The organism is Methylobacterium ajmalii, from assembly GCF_016613415.1.
In the GTDB taxonomy this organism is placed as follows: Bacteria; Pseudomonadota; Alphaproteobacteria; order Rhizobiales; family Beijerinckiaceae; genus Methylobacterium; species Methylobacterium ajmalii.
The window spans coordinates 30,648-47,603 of sequence record NZ_JACWCT010000183.1 but is presented as its reverse complement, the minus strand read 5'-3'; the positions used below and the strand labels follow the sequence as shown (position 1 = coordinate 47,603).

14 protein-coding genes are annotated in these 16,956 nt (G+C 72.7%); 6 read left to right on the top strand and 8 right to left on the bottom strand.

What is annotated here, in order from left to right; all coding sequences use genetic code 11:
- Positions 1-25: 25 nt before the first annotated feature.
- Entirely contained in the window at positions 26-1,189 is a 1,164-nt protein-coding gene (locus HPY23_RS31505; RefSeq protein ID WP_091883821.1) for a dimethylmenaquinone methyltransferase, read from the bottom strand.
- Between the two features lie 114 nt (positions 1,190-1,303).
- Complete coding sequence (locus HPY23_RS31500; RefSeq protein WP_200601727.1) at positions 1,304-2,236, bottom strand: LysR family transcriptional regulator; 933 nt, start codon at positions 2,234-2,236, stop codon at positions 1,304-1,306.
- A gap of 100 nt (positions 2,237-2,336) precedes the next feature.
- On the opposite strand from HPY23_RS31500, the gene HPY23_RS31495 reads away from it, so the two are divergent.
- Positions 2,337-2,708, top strand: coding sequence for a hypothetical protein (locus tag HPY23_RS31495; RefSeq protein ID WP_236012631.1), 372 nt, complete (start codon positions 2,337-2,339; stop codon positions 2,706-2,708).
- A 23-nt stretch (positions 2,709-2,731) separates the two neighbouring features.
- Here HPY23_RS31495 and HPY23_RS31490 read toward each other — a convergent pair whose 3' ends face one another.
- Both HPY23_RS31490 and HPY23_RS31485 read right to left on the bottom strand, forming a co-directional pair.
- Positions 2,732-4,120, bottom strand: a complete 1,389-nt coding sequence (locus HPY23_RS31490; protein WP_091883826.1) for an HD-GYP domain-containing protein — start codon at positions 4,118-4,120, stop codon at positions 2,732-2,734.
- A gap of 97 nt (positions 4,121-4,217) precedes the next feature.
- Positions 4,218-4,793 carry a DUF1203 domain-containing protein gene (locus HPY23_RS31485; RefSeq protein ID WP_236012632.1) on the bottom strand — a complete coding sequence of 192 codons (576 nt, stop codon included), beginning with the start codon at positions 4,791-4,793 and terminating at the stop codon, positions 4,218-4,220.
- 193 nt (positions 4,794-4,986) lie between these two features.
- Between HPY23_RS31485 and HPY23_RS31480 the strand changes: the two genes are divergently transcribed.
- From HPY23_RS31480 to HPY23_RS31470, 3 genes are all read left to right on the top strand, one after another.
- Positions 4,987-5,925, top strand: a complete 939-nt coding sequence (locus HPY23_RS31480; protein WP_091883829.1) for a LysR family transcriptional regulator — start codon at positions 4,987-4,989, stop codon at positions 5,923-5,925.
- 110 nt (positions 5,926-6,035) lie between these two features.
- A complete protein-coding gene (locus HPY23_RS31475) occupies positions 6,036-6,893 on the top strand; it encodes a shikimate dehydrogenase (RefSeq protein ID WP_091883832.1) in 858 nt (285 codons plus the stop codon).
- A 199-nt stretch (positions 6,894-7,092) separates the two neighbouring features.
- Complete coding sequence (locus HPY23_RS31470; RefSeq protein WP_091883836.1) at positions 7,093-8,475, top strand: MFS transporter; 1,383 nt, start codon at positions 7,093-7,095, stop codon at positions 8,473-8,475.
- A gap of 291 nt (positions 8,476-8,766) precedes the next feature.
- Here the strand turns inward: HPY23_RS31470 and HPY23_RS31465 are convergent, their stop codons facing one another.
- The 4 genes from HPY23_RS31465 to HPY23_RS31450 all read right to left on the bottom strand — a co-directional run bounded on the left by HPY23_RS31465 (position 8,767) and on the right by HPY23_RS31450 (position 11,667).
- Positions 8,767-9,492: an SOS response-associated peptidase gene (locus tag HPY23_RS31465; RefSeq protein ID WP_060847943.1), complete on the bottom strand. Its 726-nt coding sequence runs from the start codon at positions 9,490-9,492 to the stop codon at positions 8,767-8,769.
- Positions 9,493-9,503: 11 nt separating this feature from the next.
- The gene (locus HPY23_RS31460) at positions 9,504-10,499 is read right to left on the bottom strand and encodes a magnesium transporter CorA family protein (protein WP_060847944.1); all 996 of its coding nucleotides are present in this window, start codon (positions 10,497-10,499) and stop codon (positions 9,504-9,506) included.
- A gap of 156 nt (positions 10,500-10,655) precedes the next feature.
- The gene (locus HPY23_RS31455) at positions 10,656-11,150 is read right to left on the bottom strand and encodes a YbaK/EbsC family protein (protein WP_091747664.1); all 495 of its coding nucleotides are present in this window, start codon (positions 11,148-11,150) and stop codon (positions 10,656-10,658) included.
- A gap of 220 nt (positions 11,151-11,370) precedes the next feature.
- Positions 11,371-11,667 carry a hypothetical protein gene (locus HPY23_RS31450; protein WP_091883838.1) on the bottom strand — a complete coding sequence of 99 codons (297 nt, stop codon included), beginning with the start codon at positions 11,665-11,667 and terminating at the stop codon, positions 11,371-11,373.
- Between the two features lie 224 nt (positions 11,668-11,891).
- Here HPY23_RS31450 and hrpB point away from each other — a divergent pair, with 224 nt between their 5' ends.
- Positions 11,892-14,387: an ATP-dependent helicase HrpB gene (hrpB, locus tag HPY23_RS31445; RefSeq protein ID WP_091884228.1), complete on the top strand. Its 2,496-nt coding sequence runs from the start codon at positions 11,892-11,894 to the stop codon at positions 14,385-14,387.
- Between the two features lie 94 nt (positions 14,388-14,481).
- Positions 14,482-16,923, top strand: coding sequence for a sensor domain-containing protein (locus HPY23_RS31440; protein ID WP_091883841.1), 2,442 nt, complete (start codon positions 14,482-14,484; stop codon positions 16,921-16,923).
- Positions 16,924-16,956: the final 33 nt, after the last annotated feature.

Here is a 16,956-nt window from a genome sequence, read left to right as displayed (position 1 = left end):
AACCCGGACGGCCCCGGGCCTCCCCTCAGCCCTTCCAGTTCTTCAGGGCCGCGAACGGGCTGTCGGCAGCCGCCGATTTCGGCGGGTTGAGCACCGGCTCGACCTGGGCGACGGCATCGGAGAGCGAGAAGGCGGTGCCGCTCGGCAGCTTGCCGCCGGCGGCGTCCTGGTGGCCGCCGCCGCGGAAGAGGCGGGCGCCGTCGAGGGCGGTGCCGTTGATCGAGCGGAACGACAGGGTGCCGGTGCGCTGCACGTTGACGAGGCGCTTGGCGCGCCCGCTCGCCATCACCAGGTCGGAGACCCGCTGGAAGGTGCCGGCATCGAGGGCGAAGGACAGGAGCGTGCCGTCCGGCAGCGCGTGGAACAGCGCGTCGGAGCGGGCGAGCGCCCGGGCCATCCGCTGCCGGGTGGTGAGGCGGGGATCGTCGCTCGGCTCCTCGCGCATCAGGTCGTCGACGATCGCGCCGCGGATCGCCGGCACGGCCCGCTCCAGCTCGGCCGGGGTGGCGCCGGCCCGCAGCGTCGCCGTGGCGTCGAGGAGCAGGCGGGCCACGAAGGGATCGTGCGCCGGGTGGCCGACCGGCACCAGGGTGCCGACGTTGTCCCAAAAGATCTCGTCGAGGGCGAAGCCGCCGGGGAAGTGCGGGTCCTCCTTGCGCCACAGGTCGAGGGCGTCGACCGAGGCGACGAGCAGGGCCAGGTCCTCGGCCCGGGCCGGGTCGGGCGCCTTCGTGGCGAACAGGGCGTGATGGGTCGCGACCATCCGGGTGGCGCTCGAATTCTCGTCGATCAGCACGGTCACCGCCGGATCGCCGAGGTCGAACCGCGACAGGCGCGGGTTGTCGGCGTCGGCCTTCGGCTCCAGCCCCTGGCGGCGCATCTGGTCGATCGAGGAGGTGTGGTGGTCGAGCACCACCAGCCGGTGCGGCGCGTCGCCCTCGCGCTTGCGGTTCATGGCGGCGAAGCGGCGCAGGAACGCGATCGTCGGCTCCTCGATGCCGAGATCGGTGATCAGCACCATCTCGGCCGCCTTGGTCTTCGCCAGACGCTTCAGCTCGTCGTCGACCACGGGCCCGACATCGCCGTAGCGCGGGACGTGCACGATGCGCGCCGGCTCGGCATGGGCCGCGACGAGGGTCGCGGCGCCGTAGCCGTCGAGGTCGTGGTGGGTGATCTGGGTCAGGCGCACGGGAAGAGGTCCAACGGTCGGTTCAGGTCGGGTCGGTCCGTCGCGGACCGGCCCTGGCGAATCCCGCCAGCATAGCGGCATCGGCGCCGTCCCGGCAGGGGGCGTGCGGGCTGGTCAGGACAGGACCGCAGGCTCGTCGGCCAGGCGCCGCAGCAGGTCGCGCAGCCAGCGATGGGCCGGATCGTCGTCGTAGGAGGCGTGCCAGAGCATCGCCACCGCCACTTCGTCGAGGGCGACCGGGGCCGGGCTCACGGTCAGCCCGAGGGTCTCGGCGAAGAGGTGCGCCAGGCGGGCATGCATGGTGGTGAGCACCGGCGCGGCGCGCACCAGGAACGGCACCGCGACGAAGCGCGGCGAGGTGGCCGCGAGGGTGCGGGCGAGGCCGAGCCTGGCCAGCGCGTCGTCCACCACGCCGTGGGCGGTCCCGCGCAGGCTGGTCAGCACGTGGGGAAAGCGCAGGTAGTCGTCGAGCGAGATCGGCGGCGTCAGCCCCACCTGCGCGGCGTTGAACAGGCAGACGTAGCTGTCGCGGTAGAGCAGGCGCTGCTTGTGGTGCATCTGGCCGCGGAACGACAGGTCGACGGCGAGGTCGACCCGGTCGGCGTCGATCTCCTCCAGGATGTGGGCCCGGTCGACGGCGCGCAGGAGCAGGCTGATCCCCGGCGCCTCCCGCCGCAGATGGGCGAGGAGCCGCGTGGCGAGCAGCACCTCGGTGCTGTCGGGCAGGCTGATCGTGAAGGTGCGCACCACCGTGCGCGGATCGAACGCCTCGTCCCGGCGCACCAGGCCCTGGACCTGGCGCAGCAGCGCCCGCAGCGGCTCGGAAAGGGCGAGCGCCCGCGGGGTCGGCCGCATCCCGTCGGGCGCGCGGGTGAGGAGCTCGTCGCCGAACAGGACCCGCAGCCGCGCCAGCGCGCTGCTCATCGCCGACTGGCCGATGCCGATCCGGGCCGCCGCCCGGGTCACGCTGCGCTCGGCGAGCAGCGCGTCGAGGGCCACCAGCAGGTTGAGGTCGATCCGGAATAGATCGATATGATCAATAGTCATTATCGATGCGATCTGTTTGATCCATGCTGCACTGCAGCGCATATCACGGCCATGGATGCGGGGCCGCACCGAGCCCCGTCACGACACGGACCACGCGATCATGACCCTGTTCACGACGATGCGCACGACACTCCTGGCCGCCACCACGCTGGCGGCCGCCTCCGCCGCCTCCGCGCAGGACCTGCGGCCGACCGGCGCGGCGAGCCTCGATCTCGGCCCGCTCGCCGGGGTGGCCTATTACCTGCCCGAGCCCGCGGGCTACCGGGTGGTGGTGACCCTGGCCTACCGCGCGCCCACCCCCGCCACCCGGTTCGAGGCGGTGCTGGCCCCCGGCCAGAGCGTCACGGTCTCGACACCGCAGGAAGCCGGCGCCCCGGCCCGTGCGGTGGCGATCACCCGCACCGGCGATGCGGTCGCGGTGACGCCGTTGCGGGGCTGGGACACCGTCGAGGCGACCGCCTCGGTCGAGTGACGCTCCTCGAGCGCGGGCGGCGGTCAGGCCGCCCGCGACAGGTCGCCGTCGAGCCCGGCGATCACCCGCTCGAGCGCCGAAAAGCAGGCCGGGTCGAAGGCGGTACCGACGTCCTGGCGCATGATGCCCAGCGCCTTCGGGATCGGCATCGCGGCGCGGTAGGGGCGGTCCGCGGTGAGCGCGTCGAACACGTCCGCCACCGAGACGATGCGGGTTTCCGGCGCGATGGCGTCGCCCGTCAGGCCGCGGGGGTAGCCCTTGCCGTCGAGGCGCTCGTGATGGGCGCCGCCGATCCGGGCGATGGCGTGGAAGGCCGCGACCCGGGCCAGGATCGTCTCCGACAGGAGGGCGTGGTTGCGCATGTCGCGCCACTCGGCGTCGTCGAGCTTGGCCGCCTTGTCGAGGATGGCGTTGGACACCCCGAGCTTGCCGACGTCGTGCAGGAGCGCCGCCCGGCGCAGCCAGCGTCGCCGCTCGGGCGCGTATCCGAGCTCGGCCGCGATCAGGTCGGCATAGACCGCGACCCGCTCGGAATGGCCGGAGGTGAAGGGGCTCTTGGCGTCGATCACCTGCGCGAAGGCGCGGGCGATGTCGTCGAGGTAGTCCTCGTCGACGACGACGCCGGCCCGGGCCGGCTCGAGGGCGGCGACCGCATCCGCCACCGCGTCGGAGGCGAGCACGTCCCAGAAGCCCGCTCCCCGCGCCGCCCGCTCCAGGGCCGCCACCGCGTCGGGATCGAACCAGGAGCCGGCCCGGGCCCGCGCCTCGGCGAGCGCCGCCGCCGGGCCGGCGCTGGTGTGGAACACGTCGACCACCTGCGCCAGGAGCGCGATGCGGGCGTAGAGCGGGATCTCCGCCCCGGCGCGGCGGTCGGGCCGGCCCTTGCCGTTCCAATGCTCGTCGAGGGCGTGGATCGCCTCGCAGACGGCGGGCGGGAAGCGCAGCCGCGCGGCGATCTCGGCCCCGCGCTGGCAGCGGGTCTGGATCAGGTCGTCGACGATCTCGCCGCCGTTCTGCAGGATGTTGAGGACGGCCCGGAATCGCTCGGCGAGGCCGGCCTTGAGCCCCGTATGCGAGAAGACGAAACCCAGCACCTGGGGCAGGCTGTCGCTCACCGACTTGAAGTCGCGCTTGAAGCCGATGTCGTCGGAGAGGTAGAGCTCGCAGATCCGCGCGGCGTTGCTGGAGCAGCCGAGGTCCTTCAGCATCACCGTGTAGTAGAGCTCCCACAGCCGGTCGGGATCGAGCCCCATCTCCCGGCCGACATGCATGCCGATCCAGGTGGCGCGGACGCAGTGGCCCGGCGGCTGGCCCTCGGTGAGGTCGAGGGCGTGGCTGAGCGCCCCAAGCAACTCGGACAGCGGGATGCCGGCATCGGGCGTCTCCCCGACGGCATGCAGGCTCGGCGACATCGGGCTACTCCCTCCCCTCTCGTTGCCGCCGGGATCGCATCCGGACATGAAGGATTGCTGATCAACTCACAGAGGAAAGACGAGGATCTCCCGGGGTTCAACAGCCGATCCATCGGACCACCCGCGTCAGCAGGCAGCCCGGCCGCGCGGTGTGGATGTTGACGAAGGCCGTGCGGGGATCGGCCAGCGCCCGGTCGAGGGGCGCGTCGACCTCGGCGCCGGAGCAGACGTGCCCGAGATCGTACAGGCAGAGGTCGGCCGCGTCGTAGGCCCGGATGGAGACGAGGGGGTTCGCCCGCACGATCGGGGCGACCTCGTTCACCGCCTCGGCCCGCGGGCAATCGGCGGCGTGCAGGAAGATCGGGCTCGGCGTCCAGTAGATCCCGAGCGGCCGCGGCAGGTCGTAGGAGCCGAGCAGGACGGTCTCGCCGGCCCGGGCCGGGCGCAGGCAGTGGCGGCAGGGAAACCCGCCGTCAGGCGTCGCGACGATCTGCCGGACGGCATTGCCCCGGTCGTCGCGTCCGGTGCGGCGGAAGCGGTCGGCCGTCTCCGTGGGAATCGCCTCGCAGCGGAACGGGAGCATGGAGCCGGGATTCACGGCGATGGGAGTCACGGGCACGAGGGTCGTGGCAATCGGGGTCATGGGAACCGGGGTCATGGGAATCAGGGTCATGGCGGTACCTCCTCGGATGCGCCCTACGGCGCGGCGGCCCCCCGCCGCATCCCGCTTCTTGCGGTCGAATCGCGCCTCGTCCGGCGGCGTGCCCGTCCGCGGCCGGTGATGAGCCAGAAGCCCGCCTGCCCCGCCCCCTCCTCGATCATGTACCGTGCGGCGGACCAGAGCCCGGCCGCGACGAGGATGCCCGATGTTGACCCTGCGCCAGATCGAGGTCGCCCGCGCCGTGATGGTGACGGGCACGATCGCCGGCGCGGCCCGGCTCCTCAACGTCTCGGCGCCGGGCATCAGCCGGCTGATGAAGTACACCGAGACCTCGCTCGGCATCCGGCTGTTCGACCGGCGGGCCGGGCGCCTGGTCCCGTCCGAGCAGGCACGCCACGTCTTCGCGCAGATCAACGCGGTCTTCGACAAGGTCGAGGACCTGCGCTTCGTCCTCGAGCGTACCCAAGGAGGCGCGGGCCAGGAGCTGCTGATCGGCTCGGTGCCGTCGATCTCGCACGTGATGGTGCCCCGCGCGATCGAGCGGGTGCGGGCGGCCTATCCCCACCTCGTCATCGACATCAACATCCTCAAGCTCGAGGAGGCGATCGACTACCTGCTGCTCGGCAAGGGCGAGGTGGTGGCGATGAGCTATCGCCTCGACCACCCCGCGCTCACCTTCGAGCCGCTCGCCCGCGGCGGCCTGTTCTGCATCGTGCCGCTCGACCATCCGCTCGCCGCCCGGACCTCGATCTCGGCCGAGGAGATCGTGCGCCATCCCCTGATCGGCATCGACCCGAACGACCCCTACGGGCGGATCATGTCCGACATCTTCCGCGAGCGCGGCCTGTCCTACGGGATCACCATCCGGGCCCGGTTCGGCTCGACGGTGTGCTCGCTGGTGCGGGCGGGCCTCGGCATCGCGGTGATCGACCAGTTCACCATCGCGGACGACGCCTTCCCGGGCATCCGCGTCCTGCCGATCGACGAGGCGCCGGTCTTCGAGACCTGGATCGCCATGAAGGCCGGGACCGCGCTCAGCATGTTCGCGGGAAGCTTCGTGCGCTTCCTGCGCGAGGAGATGGCGCGGCCGGGACAGGTCGACGGCCGGTCGCCTGCCGCAAAGCCGCGCCCGATCGTAACATGATGTTACGATCGGCACGCAACTTGGTACTCAGGATGCGGGCATGGTGGAGATATCGTGCAGCCCAGGGAGAGCTCGCCACGGGCGGGCGCAACATCGAGGGGCCGCACAGCATGGCTCACGGACACGCCAGACCCATCCTGCTCGGCCTGATCGGATCGCCGATCGCCCACTCCGCCTCGCCGGCGATGCACGAGGCCGCCGCCGAGGCGGTCGGTCTGCGGGCCCATTACCAGCTCATCGACGTGCCCGGGGCAGACGGCGCGCAGTTGCGCACCCTGCTGTCCGCCCTCGCGCCGATCGGATTCTCGGGCGTCAACGTCACCTTCCCGTACAAGGAACGGGTCCTGCCGCTCCTCGACGACCTGTCGCCGGGCGCGCGCGCCGTGGGCGCCGTCAACACGATCGTGGTGCGCGACGGCCGCCTCACCGGCCACAACACCGACACGACGGGCTTCGCCCGCGCCCTCATCGAGGCCTTCGGGCCGCGGCCCGAGGGTCCGGTGGCGCTGGTCGGCGCCGGCGGCGTCGGCAAGGCGGTCGCGGTGGCCCTGGCGCAGTTCGAGGGGATCGAGGTCCGCCTCGTCGACGCCGACCCGGCCAAGGCCGAGGCGGTGGCGGCCGCGCTGGCCGGCCACGCCGCCGTGCGGGTCTGCGGGAGCGTCGCGGCGGCGCTCGACGGGGCGCGGGGCGTCGTCAACGGCACTCCCGTCGGGATGCTGCCGGATCGTGGCACCCCGGTCCCGGCGGAGCTGCTGCGGCCCGGGATGTGGGTGGCCGACGCGGTCTATTCCCCGCTCTGGACGCCGTTCCTCGTCGACGCCGCGCGGATCGGCGCCCGCACGATGACCGGACGCGAGCTCGCCATCCACCAGGCCCTCGACGCCTTCGCGCTGTTCACCGGCCGCGAGGCGCCCGCCGAGGCGATGGCACGGGCCTTCGACCGCGCGGTGACCCCGCCCGCCGGCTGATGCCGGTGGGCAAGCGGGACCGCCCGCGCGCCCTGCCCTTGCGCTGCGGGGGCGGATGTGGAATTGCGCACGATGCGGCTTGATTGAGATTTACTTTACGCGATTACCCCCGGTACATTCTTAGATAAGCAAATCTGACCCAATGCCGCCCGGATCGTGGAAGCGGCAACGGCCACACCAACCATAGGAGGAAATCCCGATGAGTGCCGCTACGGCAGGACATCCCCACGACCGGCAACAGTCGAAGAAGGCCGCCGCGAGCGCCTGGATCGGCTCGGCGCTGGAATACTACGACTTCTTCATCTACGCGACGGCAGCCTCGCTGATCTTCCCGCAGCTGTTCTTCCCGTCCAACAACCCGACCGTGGCGATCGTGGCCTCGCTCGCCACCTACGGCGTCGGCTACGTCAGCCGGCCGATCGGCGCCTTCGTGCTCGGTCATTGGGGCGACACCCACGGCCGCAAGCAGGTGCTCGTCCTGTGCATGTTCCTGATGGGCTTCTCGACCATCGCGGTCGGGCTCCTGCCCACCTACAGCCAGGTCGGCATCCTCGCCCCGATCCTGCTCGTCATCCTGCGGCTGATCCAGGGCTTCGCCGTCGCCGGCGAGATCTCGGGCGCGAGCTCGATGACCATGGAGCACGCGCCGTTCGGCCGCCGCGGCTTCTTCGCCAGCTTCACCCTGCAGGGCGTGCAGGCCGGCCAGATCCTCGCCGCCGCGGTGTTCCTGCCGCTCGCCGCCTACATGCCGACCGAGGCGTTCAACTCCTGGGGCTGGCGCATCCCGTTCCTCCTGAGCTTCATCGTCATCATCGTCGGCTACATCATCCGCCGCGAGGTCGACGAGACCCCGGCCTTCGCCGCCGAGGAGAAGCAGGGCGAGGTCGCCCGCGCGCCGATCGTCGAGGCCTTCACCACCTCCTGGCCCGACATGCTGCGGGTGGTGTGCATGGCGCTGATGAACGTGATCCCGGTCGTCACCACCATCTTCGGCGCCGCCTACGCGGTCCAGGCCGCCTACGGCATCGGCTTCCACAAGGACGTCTACCTCTGGATCCCGGTGCTCGGGAACATCCTGGCGGTGGTGGTGATCCCGATGGTCGGCAACCTGTCGGACAAGATCGGCCGCCGCCCGCCGATCATCCTCGGCGCGCTCGGCTCCGGCCTCCTGTCCTTCGGCTACCTCTACGCGATCAGCATCGCCAACGTGCCGCTGGCGATCGTGATGTCGCTGCTCATGTGGGGCATCGTCTACCAGGGCTACAACGCGGTCTTCCCGAGCTTCTACCCCGAGCTGTTCCCGACCCGCACCCGCGTCTCCGCGATGGCGATCTCGCAGAACGTCGGCACCGCCATCACCGCGATGCTGCCGGCCCTGTTCGCCACCGTGGCGCCCCCCGGCTCGGCCAACATCCCGCTCACCATCGGCTCGATCGCCCTGGCGATCACGGCGATCTCGGCGGTCGCGGCGTTCAGCGCCCGGGAGACCTACCGCATCCCGATGAAGGACCTCGGCCAGCCCCGCGCGGTGCCGATGCCGCAGGCCGAGTACGACCGGATGCGCAACCAGGCGATGGCCTGACGACACGAGACGGCCCAGGGCGATCCCGGGCCGGATCCGCATTCAGGAGCGGGCCGGGCGCGGGATGGCGTTCCGGCCCGCTTCGTTTCGACGGCGAACCCGACGCCCTCGCGCGCGGATACCACCCGCGCCGGGACATCCCGATCCGGGCCCCCGGGGCGAGCGGACCGCGTTCCGCCCTGCTCGCTCGCGCCCTCTGCGTCGGGGCTCCGTGCTCCCGGCCCCGAACGACCCGCCGGGTGGCGGAACGGGGTCACGGGAGCGGGCTCGCCCCTCGGGACCATCGGCCCCTCAGAACAGGGATCCCTGCGCCTCGCTCGGTCGCTCCGGCGGCGGGGGCGCCGGCGCGTCCTCGTCCGGGCGCAGCAGGTCCGCCGCGTCGTGGCGCACGTCGTTGACCTGCCGGCTCGCCGGGGCGAGCGACAGCCACGCCTCCGGCGCCGGCCGGCACAGCGCGCTCGCCCGTCCGGCATCGACGTCCCGCATGTCGAGCCACTGATCCACGGCCTCGGGCGAGAGGATCGCCGGCATGCGCTCGTGGATGGCGGCGAGCAGCCCGTTGGCGCCGCAGGTGACGATCGCCGCGGTGTCGATCTCCGAGCCGTCGCGGCTGCTCCAGGTCTCCCACAGGCCGGCGAGCGCCATCGGCCGGCCGTCGGCGCGGCGGATCGCGTAGGGCGCCTGCCCGCGCGGGCCGCCGCGGCGCCACTCGTAGAAGCCGTCGGCGAGGAAGACGCAGCGCCGATAGCGCAGGGCGTTGCGAAAGCTCGGTTTCTCGGCCGCGGTCTCGATCCGGGCGTTGATGACCAGCGGGAAGTCGTCCGGGTCCTTGACCCAGGCCGGCAGGAAGCCCCAGCGCATCAGCACGAAGCGCCGCCGGCCGTGCTCGGACGTCACCACGGCGACCGGCTGGGTCGGCGCCACGTTGTGGCGGGCCGGGAAGTTCGGCCGGTCGTCGTAGCCGTAGGCCTCCCGGAAGGTCTCGGGCGAGGAGGTGACGAAGAACCGGCCGCACATCTCCTCGCCCCCTACAGCCAGCGCTTCCAGCGGAAGAAGGCGTAGGGCAGGATCGCCGCCACCACCATCATCACCACCGCCATCGGGTAGCCGAAGCCCCAGTCGAGCTCCGGCATCACCTTGAAGTTCATGCCGTACATCGAGGCGATCAGGGTCGGCGGCATGAACACCACCGCCATGACCGAGAACAGCTTGATGATGTTGTTCTGCTCGAGGTTGACGAGGCCGAGCGTCGCGTCGAGCAGGAACTGGATCTTGCCGGACAGGAAGCTCGCATGCTCCTCGAGCGACTGGAGATCGCGCAGGGTGGAGCGGACCTCCTCGCGGATCTCGCGCGGCGCCTTGCTGGCCCGGTAGCTCGCCGAGAGCGAGAGCAGGATGCGCTCGACCGAGACCAGGCTCTCGCGCTGCTGCGACAGCAGCTCGTTGTGGCGGCCGAGCGCCCGCAGGGTGTCCTGCAATTCGGCGTTGCGGGCGCTCGGGTCGGTGTGCTCGGCGAAGATCTGGCGCGACAGCCGGTCGATCCGCTCGCCCTGGAGCTGGAGCACGTCGGCGGCCCGGTCGATCACGGTCTCGATCAGGCCGGCCAGGATCGCCTCGCCGGTCAGCATCACGCCCGCCGGCCGCGCGGCGCGGTGGACGAACATCCGGAACGCCTGCGGATCGTCGTAGCGCACCGTGGCGAGCTTGTTGTCGCGCAGGATGAAGGTGACGCCGGTGAGCCGCGCGTCGTCGGTATCGACCCGGCACAGGAGCCGCCCGGTCATGTAGCGGGCGCCGTTCTCGACGTAGAGGAGTTCCGAGGGCTCGATGTCCTGCATCTCCTCCCGGGTCGGGATCGAGATGCCGAGGAACGCCTCGACCTTGTGGTCCTCCTGGCGGGTCGGCTCGATCAGGTCGATCCAGAGCGCGTCCGGCGGGATCGGCTCCGACATCTCGAGCAGGCGCCGTTCGAGAAGCGGCTGCCCGGTGCTGGCGCAGGCATTCGGCTGATGGACGAAGATCAAGGGCGGGTCTCGGACGGCTGATGACGCGACGGAGGGGCCTTGTGGCCCGGCCGCTTGAAGGCTCCGTGACAGCTAGGTCACGGACGCCCCGCTTGTCGATGCCGCCCGATCCACAGCTGCCGGGTGTTTTCGCCTGAAATTGGTGCTCGCGCGGGGTCAGGGCGCCGGATCGGCGTCGCCCTCGCCGGCCGGCGGCTGGCAGACGTCGATCCACTCCGCGCCGGTCAGCGCCGCCATCCGCTCGGGCGTGATCCGCACGGCACTGTGGGGGGAGCCGGCCGCCGGCACGACCTCCTCGAAGGCCTTCAGGCTGACGTCGCAATAGACCGGCAGCGGCGTGGCGAGGCCGAACGGGCAGACGCCGCCGACGGGATGGCCGGTGATCGCCTCGACCTCCTCGGCTCCCAGCATCCTGGGCTTGACCCCGAAGGCGGCCTTGGCCTTGCGGTTGTCCAGGCGGGCGTCGCCGCGTGCCACCAGCAGCACCACCCGCTCGCCGAGGCGCAGCGACAGGGTCTTGGCGATGCGGGCCGGCTCGACGCCGTGGGCGGCGGCCGCCAGCGCCACGGTGGCGGAACTCGCCTCGGTCTCCAGCACGGTGAGATCGGGCGCGCGGGCGGCGAGGTCGGCCTTGACGGAAGCGAGGCTCATCGGGCGGCCTCGCGGGGAAACGGACAGGCGGTCACGGGGCGGGCTCTCGGATGCGAAGGATGCCGGTCAGGCTCCCCTCGCCCGGCCGGGCCGCGTGCGCAAGCCCCGGGGACGGATCCCTCTCCCGATGATCCGCAGGGGCGGTCCGACGTCACGAAGCGCGTGCCCCCGACCGTTCGGCGGAGGGTACACGCGCTCGTTCAACTCACGGGTTCGAGGCTCAGTAGCGCGGGCCGCCCGTTGTGTTGCCGAGCTGCTGCTGGTAGCCCGGGCGCGACGGGTTGCGGGCGTTCGGGTCGCCGGCGCGCATGTGGTTGCGGCGCATGTGACGGCGCATGTGGCGGTCGTGACGCTTCATGTGATGGTAGTGGTAGTGACGCCGCATGGCGACGTGCTCGACGGTCGATTCCGCGCCGGCCACGGCCGGGGCCGGGGCGGTCACGGCGGCCGAGGCCGGGGTGAGGGCGAGACCGCCCAGAACAACGCTCGCCGCCAGGGCCAGGGACAGGGACTTCATCGCGGTGCAACTCCAGCCGGTGGCCCCTCGGCCAACCCGTGCGTCAATCATCTGCCGCGCGACCGGTTCCTCCACGGCAGCGGAAATCGTTAAGAAAAACTTTCGCAACGTTTCGCCCGGCGCGACACTGGGTCAGCGCGGCGGCGGGCCCGACCCCGTCCGGCTTTCAGGCTCGCGGGCTTGCGGGCTTGCGCGGCCGGACCGGCTCCGCCATCCCGGCCTGCATGCGCTCCGTCCCCTCCCTGCCGATCGATGCCGTCCTCGGCGACCTCGCGGCGGCCCTCGCCGAACCGTCGGGCGACCGCCCCAACGCCGTGCTGGTGGCCCCCCCCGGCGCCGGCAAGACCACCCGGGTGCCCCTCGCCCTGCTGGAGGCGCCCTGGCGCGGCGACCGGCGCATCATCCTCCTGGAACCCCGCCGCCTCGCCGCCCGGGCGGCGGCCGAGCGGATGGCCGCGACCCTGGGCGAGCCGGTCGGCGAGACGGTGGGCCTCCGGGTCCGCCTCGGCTCCAAGGTCTCGGCCCGCACCCGGATCGAGGTGGTGACCGAGGGCGTCTTCGCCCGGATGATCATGGACGATCCCGAGCTCGACGGCATCGCCGCGGTGCTGTTCGACGAGTTCCACGAGCGCTCGCTCGACGCCGATCTCGGCCTGGCCCTGGCGCTCGACGCGCAAGGCGCGTTGCGCGAGGACCTGCGCTTGCTGGCGATGTCGGCGACGATCGACGGCGCCCGGGTCGCCGCCCTGATGGGCGGGGCCCCGGTGATCGTGTCAGAGGGGCGGGCCTTCCCGGTCGAGACCCGCCACCTCGACCGCGATCCGCGCGAGCGCATCGAGGATGCGGTGACCGACGCGGTGATGCGGGCGCTGCGGGCAGAGCCCGGCTCGGTCCTCGCCTTCCTGCCGGGCCAGGCCGAGATCCGCCGCACCGCCGAGCGCCTGGCGGAGCGCCTCTCGGATTTCCCCGAAGTCGACCTCGCCCCGCTCTACGGCGCCCTCGACCGGGCCGAGCAGGACCGGGCGGTGCACCCGAGCCCGGCCGGGCGCCGCAAGGTCGTGCTCGGCACCTCGATCGCCGAGACCTCGCTCACCATCGAGGGGGTGCGGGTGGTGGTCGATTCGGGCCTCGCCCGGGTGCCGGTCTACGAGCCGGATCTCGGGCTCACCCGGCTCGTCACCCAGCGCGCCTCGCGTGCCTCGGTCGACCAGCGCCGGGGCCGCGCCGGGCGCACGCAAGCCGGCGTGTGCTACCGCCTGTGGCCGGAGGCCGCCACCGGGGCGCTCGACCCGTTCACCCGGCCTGAGATCCTGGCCGCCGACCTCGCCGGGCTAGTCCTCGACTGTGCCGCCTGGGGCGTGTCCGACCCGACGACGCTCCCCTTCCTCGATCCGCCGCCGGCCCCGGCGCTGGCCGAGGCCCGGGCGCTGCTGTCCGGCCTCGATGCCCTCGATGGCGACGGCCGCCTGACCCCGGCCGGCCGGGCGCTTCGCGCCCTCCCCCTGCCGCCGCGCCTCGCCCGGATGGTGGTGAGCGCTGCCGCGCGCGGGCGGGAGGCTGCGCGGGACGCCGCCGACCTCGCGGCGGTGCTGGTCGAGCGCGACCTCGGCGGCAATTCCGTCGATCTCGCCGAGCGGGCCGAGCGCTTCCGCCGCGACCGCTCGGCCCGGGCCGAGGACATGCGCCGCCTCGCCGCCGGCTGGGCGAGGATCGCGTCGGCGCATGCCGCCCCGCCCGGTGCCGCCGGCCGGCCCGAGGCCGGCACCCTCCTGGCGCTGGCCTATCCCGACCGGATCGCCCGGGCCCGGGGCAAGGCCGGCGAGTACGTCCTGGCGAACGGCCGCGGCGCCGCCCTCGACCCCGCCACTGCGCTCGCCCGCGAGCCGTTCCTGGCGGTGGCCGAGATCGTCGGGAAGGCGTCCTCCGCCCGCATCCTGGCCGCCGCGCCGATCGCGCTCCCCGACATCGAGGCGCTGTTCTCCGACCGGATCGAGGCCCGCACCCGGGTCGAGTTCGACCCCGAGTCCCGCGCCCTCAGGGCCCGGGCGCAGCGGCGCCTCGGCGCGGTCTCGCTCGCCGAGCGCATCCTGCCCGTCCCGACGGACGCCGACAGCACCGCGATCCTCGCTTGCGGCCTCGCCGGCCTCGGCGTCGCCGCCCTGCCCTGGTCGAAGGCGGCCCAGCAATGGCGCGAGCGGGTGATGTTTCTCCGAAGCGCCGAGGGCGAGCCCTGGCCCGACCTCTCGGACGCCCATCTCGCCGAGACCCTGCCGGACTGGCTCGGGCCGCACCTCTCCGGCCTCACCCGCCTCGACGAGATCGGCGCCGACCGCCTGTCGGAGGCCCTGCACGACCTCGTGCCATGGTCGCTGCGCGCGCGCCTCGACGCCGAGGCGCCGACCCATCTCGAAGTGCCGACCGGCTCGCGCATCCCGGTCGACTACGCCGCCGAGGGCGGCCCGGCGCTGGCCGTGCGGGTGCAGGAGCTGTTCGGCCTCGCCCGGCACCCGACGATCGGCGGCGGTCGGGTGCCGCTCGTCCTCCACCTGCTCTCGCCGGCCCAGCGCCCGATCCAGATCACCCGCGACCTGCCGGGCTTCTGGCGCGGCTCCTGGGCGGCGGTGCGGGCCGACATGCGCGGCCAGTATCCCCGCCACCCCTGGCCCGAGGACCCGACCACCGCCCCCCCGACCCGCCGGGCCAAGCCGCGGGGAACGTGAAAAGAATGCGCGCTCCGGTTGTCGTCTGGACGAAGTGGGAAAGGAAATCGCAGCAAATTCGTGAGATCCACGGCCATGCGAAGAAGACCGCTGCATGCTGCCTGAAGACCTCGACATCATCGCCGCGGACTGGTCGTGGCAGACCGATGCGGCGCTTCGGCTGACGGCCGTGCGCGGGCGCTACGCGGCCCTGACGGGCCTCCCCGACCCGCTCGGGCGGCCCTGGCCGGGCCTCGACGGCGACGGGTTGGACGGATCGGGACATTCGGCGGTGCTGTCCGGCCGGCGGCCGTTCCGGGACGTGGTCCTGCCGCATCGGCACTCCGACGGGCGGATCCGCTGGTTCCGGTTCGGCGGCGCGCCGGTCACCGATCCGGACGGGAGCGTCGCGGGCTGGCGCGGGATCTGCGCCGAGGTCCCGTCCGCGGAGGCCGGGACGGTGCCGTGCCTGGAGGACCGGGTGCGTCGCTGCGAGACCGTGCTGGAGGGCCTGCCGGTCGGGATCAGCGTCTTCGATCCGGACCTGCGGCTGATCCTCGTCAACGGCCGGCTGCGCGACCTGTTCGGGCTGCCCGAGGAGCTGCTGCGCCTCGGCACGCCGCTCGAGCGCATGATCCGCACGAGCGCCGCCGCCGGCAACTATCCGGGCCTCGGTCCCGACGAGGCCTGGGCCTTCGTCTCCGAGCGCATCGCCCAGCGGGTCCGGCTGCAGCGCGAGCGGCACTTGCCGAACGGCGTACTCCTGAAGACCACCATCACCCCGCTGCCGGACGGCGGCACGATGGTGATCCACGAGGACGCGACCGACCGGGCGCGGGCCGATCGGCGGCTCGCCGAGCAGAACCGCTGGCTCGACCATGCCCTGACCCACATGTCGCACGGGCTCGTGCTGTTCGACGCCGACCACCGCATCACCGTCGTCAACCGGCAGTTCCTCGACCTCTACGGCCTGTCGCCCGAGACGGTGCATCCGGGCATTTCCGCCGAGGCGCTGATCCACCGCCGCACCGAGGCCGGCAACTTCCCGGGCCTGCGGCCCGAGGAGGCCTGGGAGCAGGTGCGAGAGCGGCTGGCGACCCGCACCCGCTACCGCCTCGACCAGACCCTGCTCGACGGCCGGGTCATCGCCGTGACCTACGCGCCGACCCCGGAGGGCGGCTTCGTGACGGTGCACGAGGACGTGACGGCGGCCAAGCGCGCCGAGGCGCAGATCGTCCACATGGCGCGCCACGACGCGCTGACCGGCCTGCCCAACCGCGCCCTGCTGCACGAGGGCCTGGCGGAGGCGCTGGCGGCCGGCGGCGGGGTCGCCGAGGGCAGGGGCCTGGCGGTCCTGTGCCTCGACCTCGACCGCTTCAAGACGGTGAACGACACCCTCGGCCACGCCGTCGGCGACAAGCTCCTGCGCCTCGTCACCGCGCGGCTCGCCGCCGAGGTCCGGGACGAGGCGGGCGACGGGCCCGCGATCCTGGCGCGGCTCGGCGGCGACGAGTTCGCCCTCGTCCTGCGGCCGGCCTCGCGCTTCCGGGCCGGTCGCCTCGCCGGACGGCTGATCGCGGCGGTCGAGCGCGACTACGACATCGACGGCGCGCGGGTCAGCGTCGGGCTCAGCATCGGCATCGCCCTGGCGCCGGCGGACGGACAGGATCCGGAAGGGTTGCTGCGAGCCGCCGACATGGCGCTCTACCGCGCCAAGGGCGAGGGGCGGGGCACGCACCGCTTCTTCGAGCCCGCCATGGACGTCGAGGTCCAGGCCCGGCGCAGCGTCGAGCTCGATCTGCGCACGGCCCTCGCCGAACGGCAATTTGCGCTGGCGTTCCAGCCCTTCCTCGGCCTGTCGGACAACCGGATCGCCGGATTCGAGGCGCTGGTGCGCTGGCACCATCCGGTGCGCGGCGTGGTGAGCCCCGCCGCCTTCGTGCCGATCGCCGAGGAGACCGGCATGATCGTGCCGCTCGGCGAGTGGGTCCTGCGCCAGGCCTGCCGCGAGGCGGCGCGCTGGCCGACAGGAATCCGGGTCTCGGTCAACCTCTCGCCGGTCCAGTTCCGCAGCGGCGACATCGACGCCACCGTGATCGCGGCCCTGCGCGACGCCGGCCTCGACCCGCACCGGCTCGAGCTCGAGATCACCGAGGGCGTGCTCCTGCAGGACAACGCCTCGACGCTGGCGATCCTGCACCGGCTGAAGGGCCTCGGGGTGCGCATCGCCATGGACGATTTCGGCACCGGCTACTCGTCGCTCGGCTACCTGCGGGCCTTCCCGTTCGACAAGATCAAGATCGACCGCGCCTTCGTGGCCGACCTCTCGCTGCGCCCCGACGCGCTGGCCATCGTGCGGGCGGTGACGACGCTCGCCGACAGCATGGGCATGACCACCACCGCCGAGGGCGTGGAGACCGAGGAGCAGCTGGCCCACCTGCGCGGGGCGGGCTGCACCGAGGTGCAGGGCTACCTCATCAGCCGGCCGGTGCCGGCGGAGGCGGTGGCGCCGATGCTGGGAAGCGACGTCGCCTGCGGATGGCCTCGACGCGCCTGACCCGCGCCCTTTCTCCCGCCGTCCCGGGGCTCC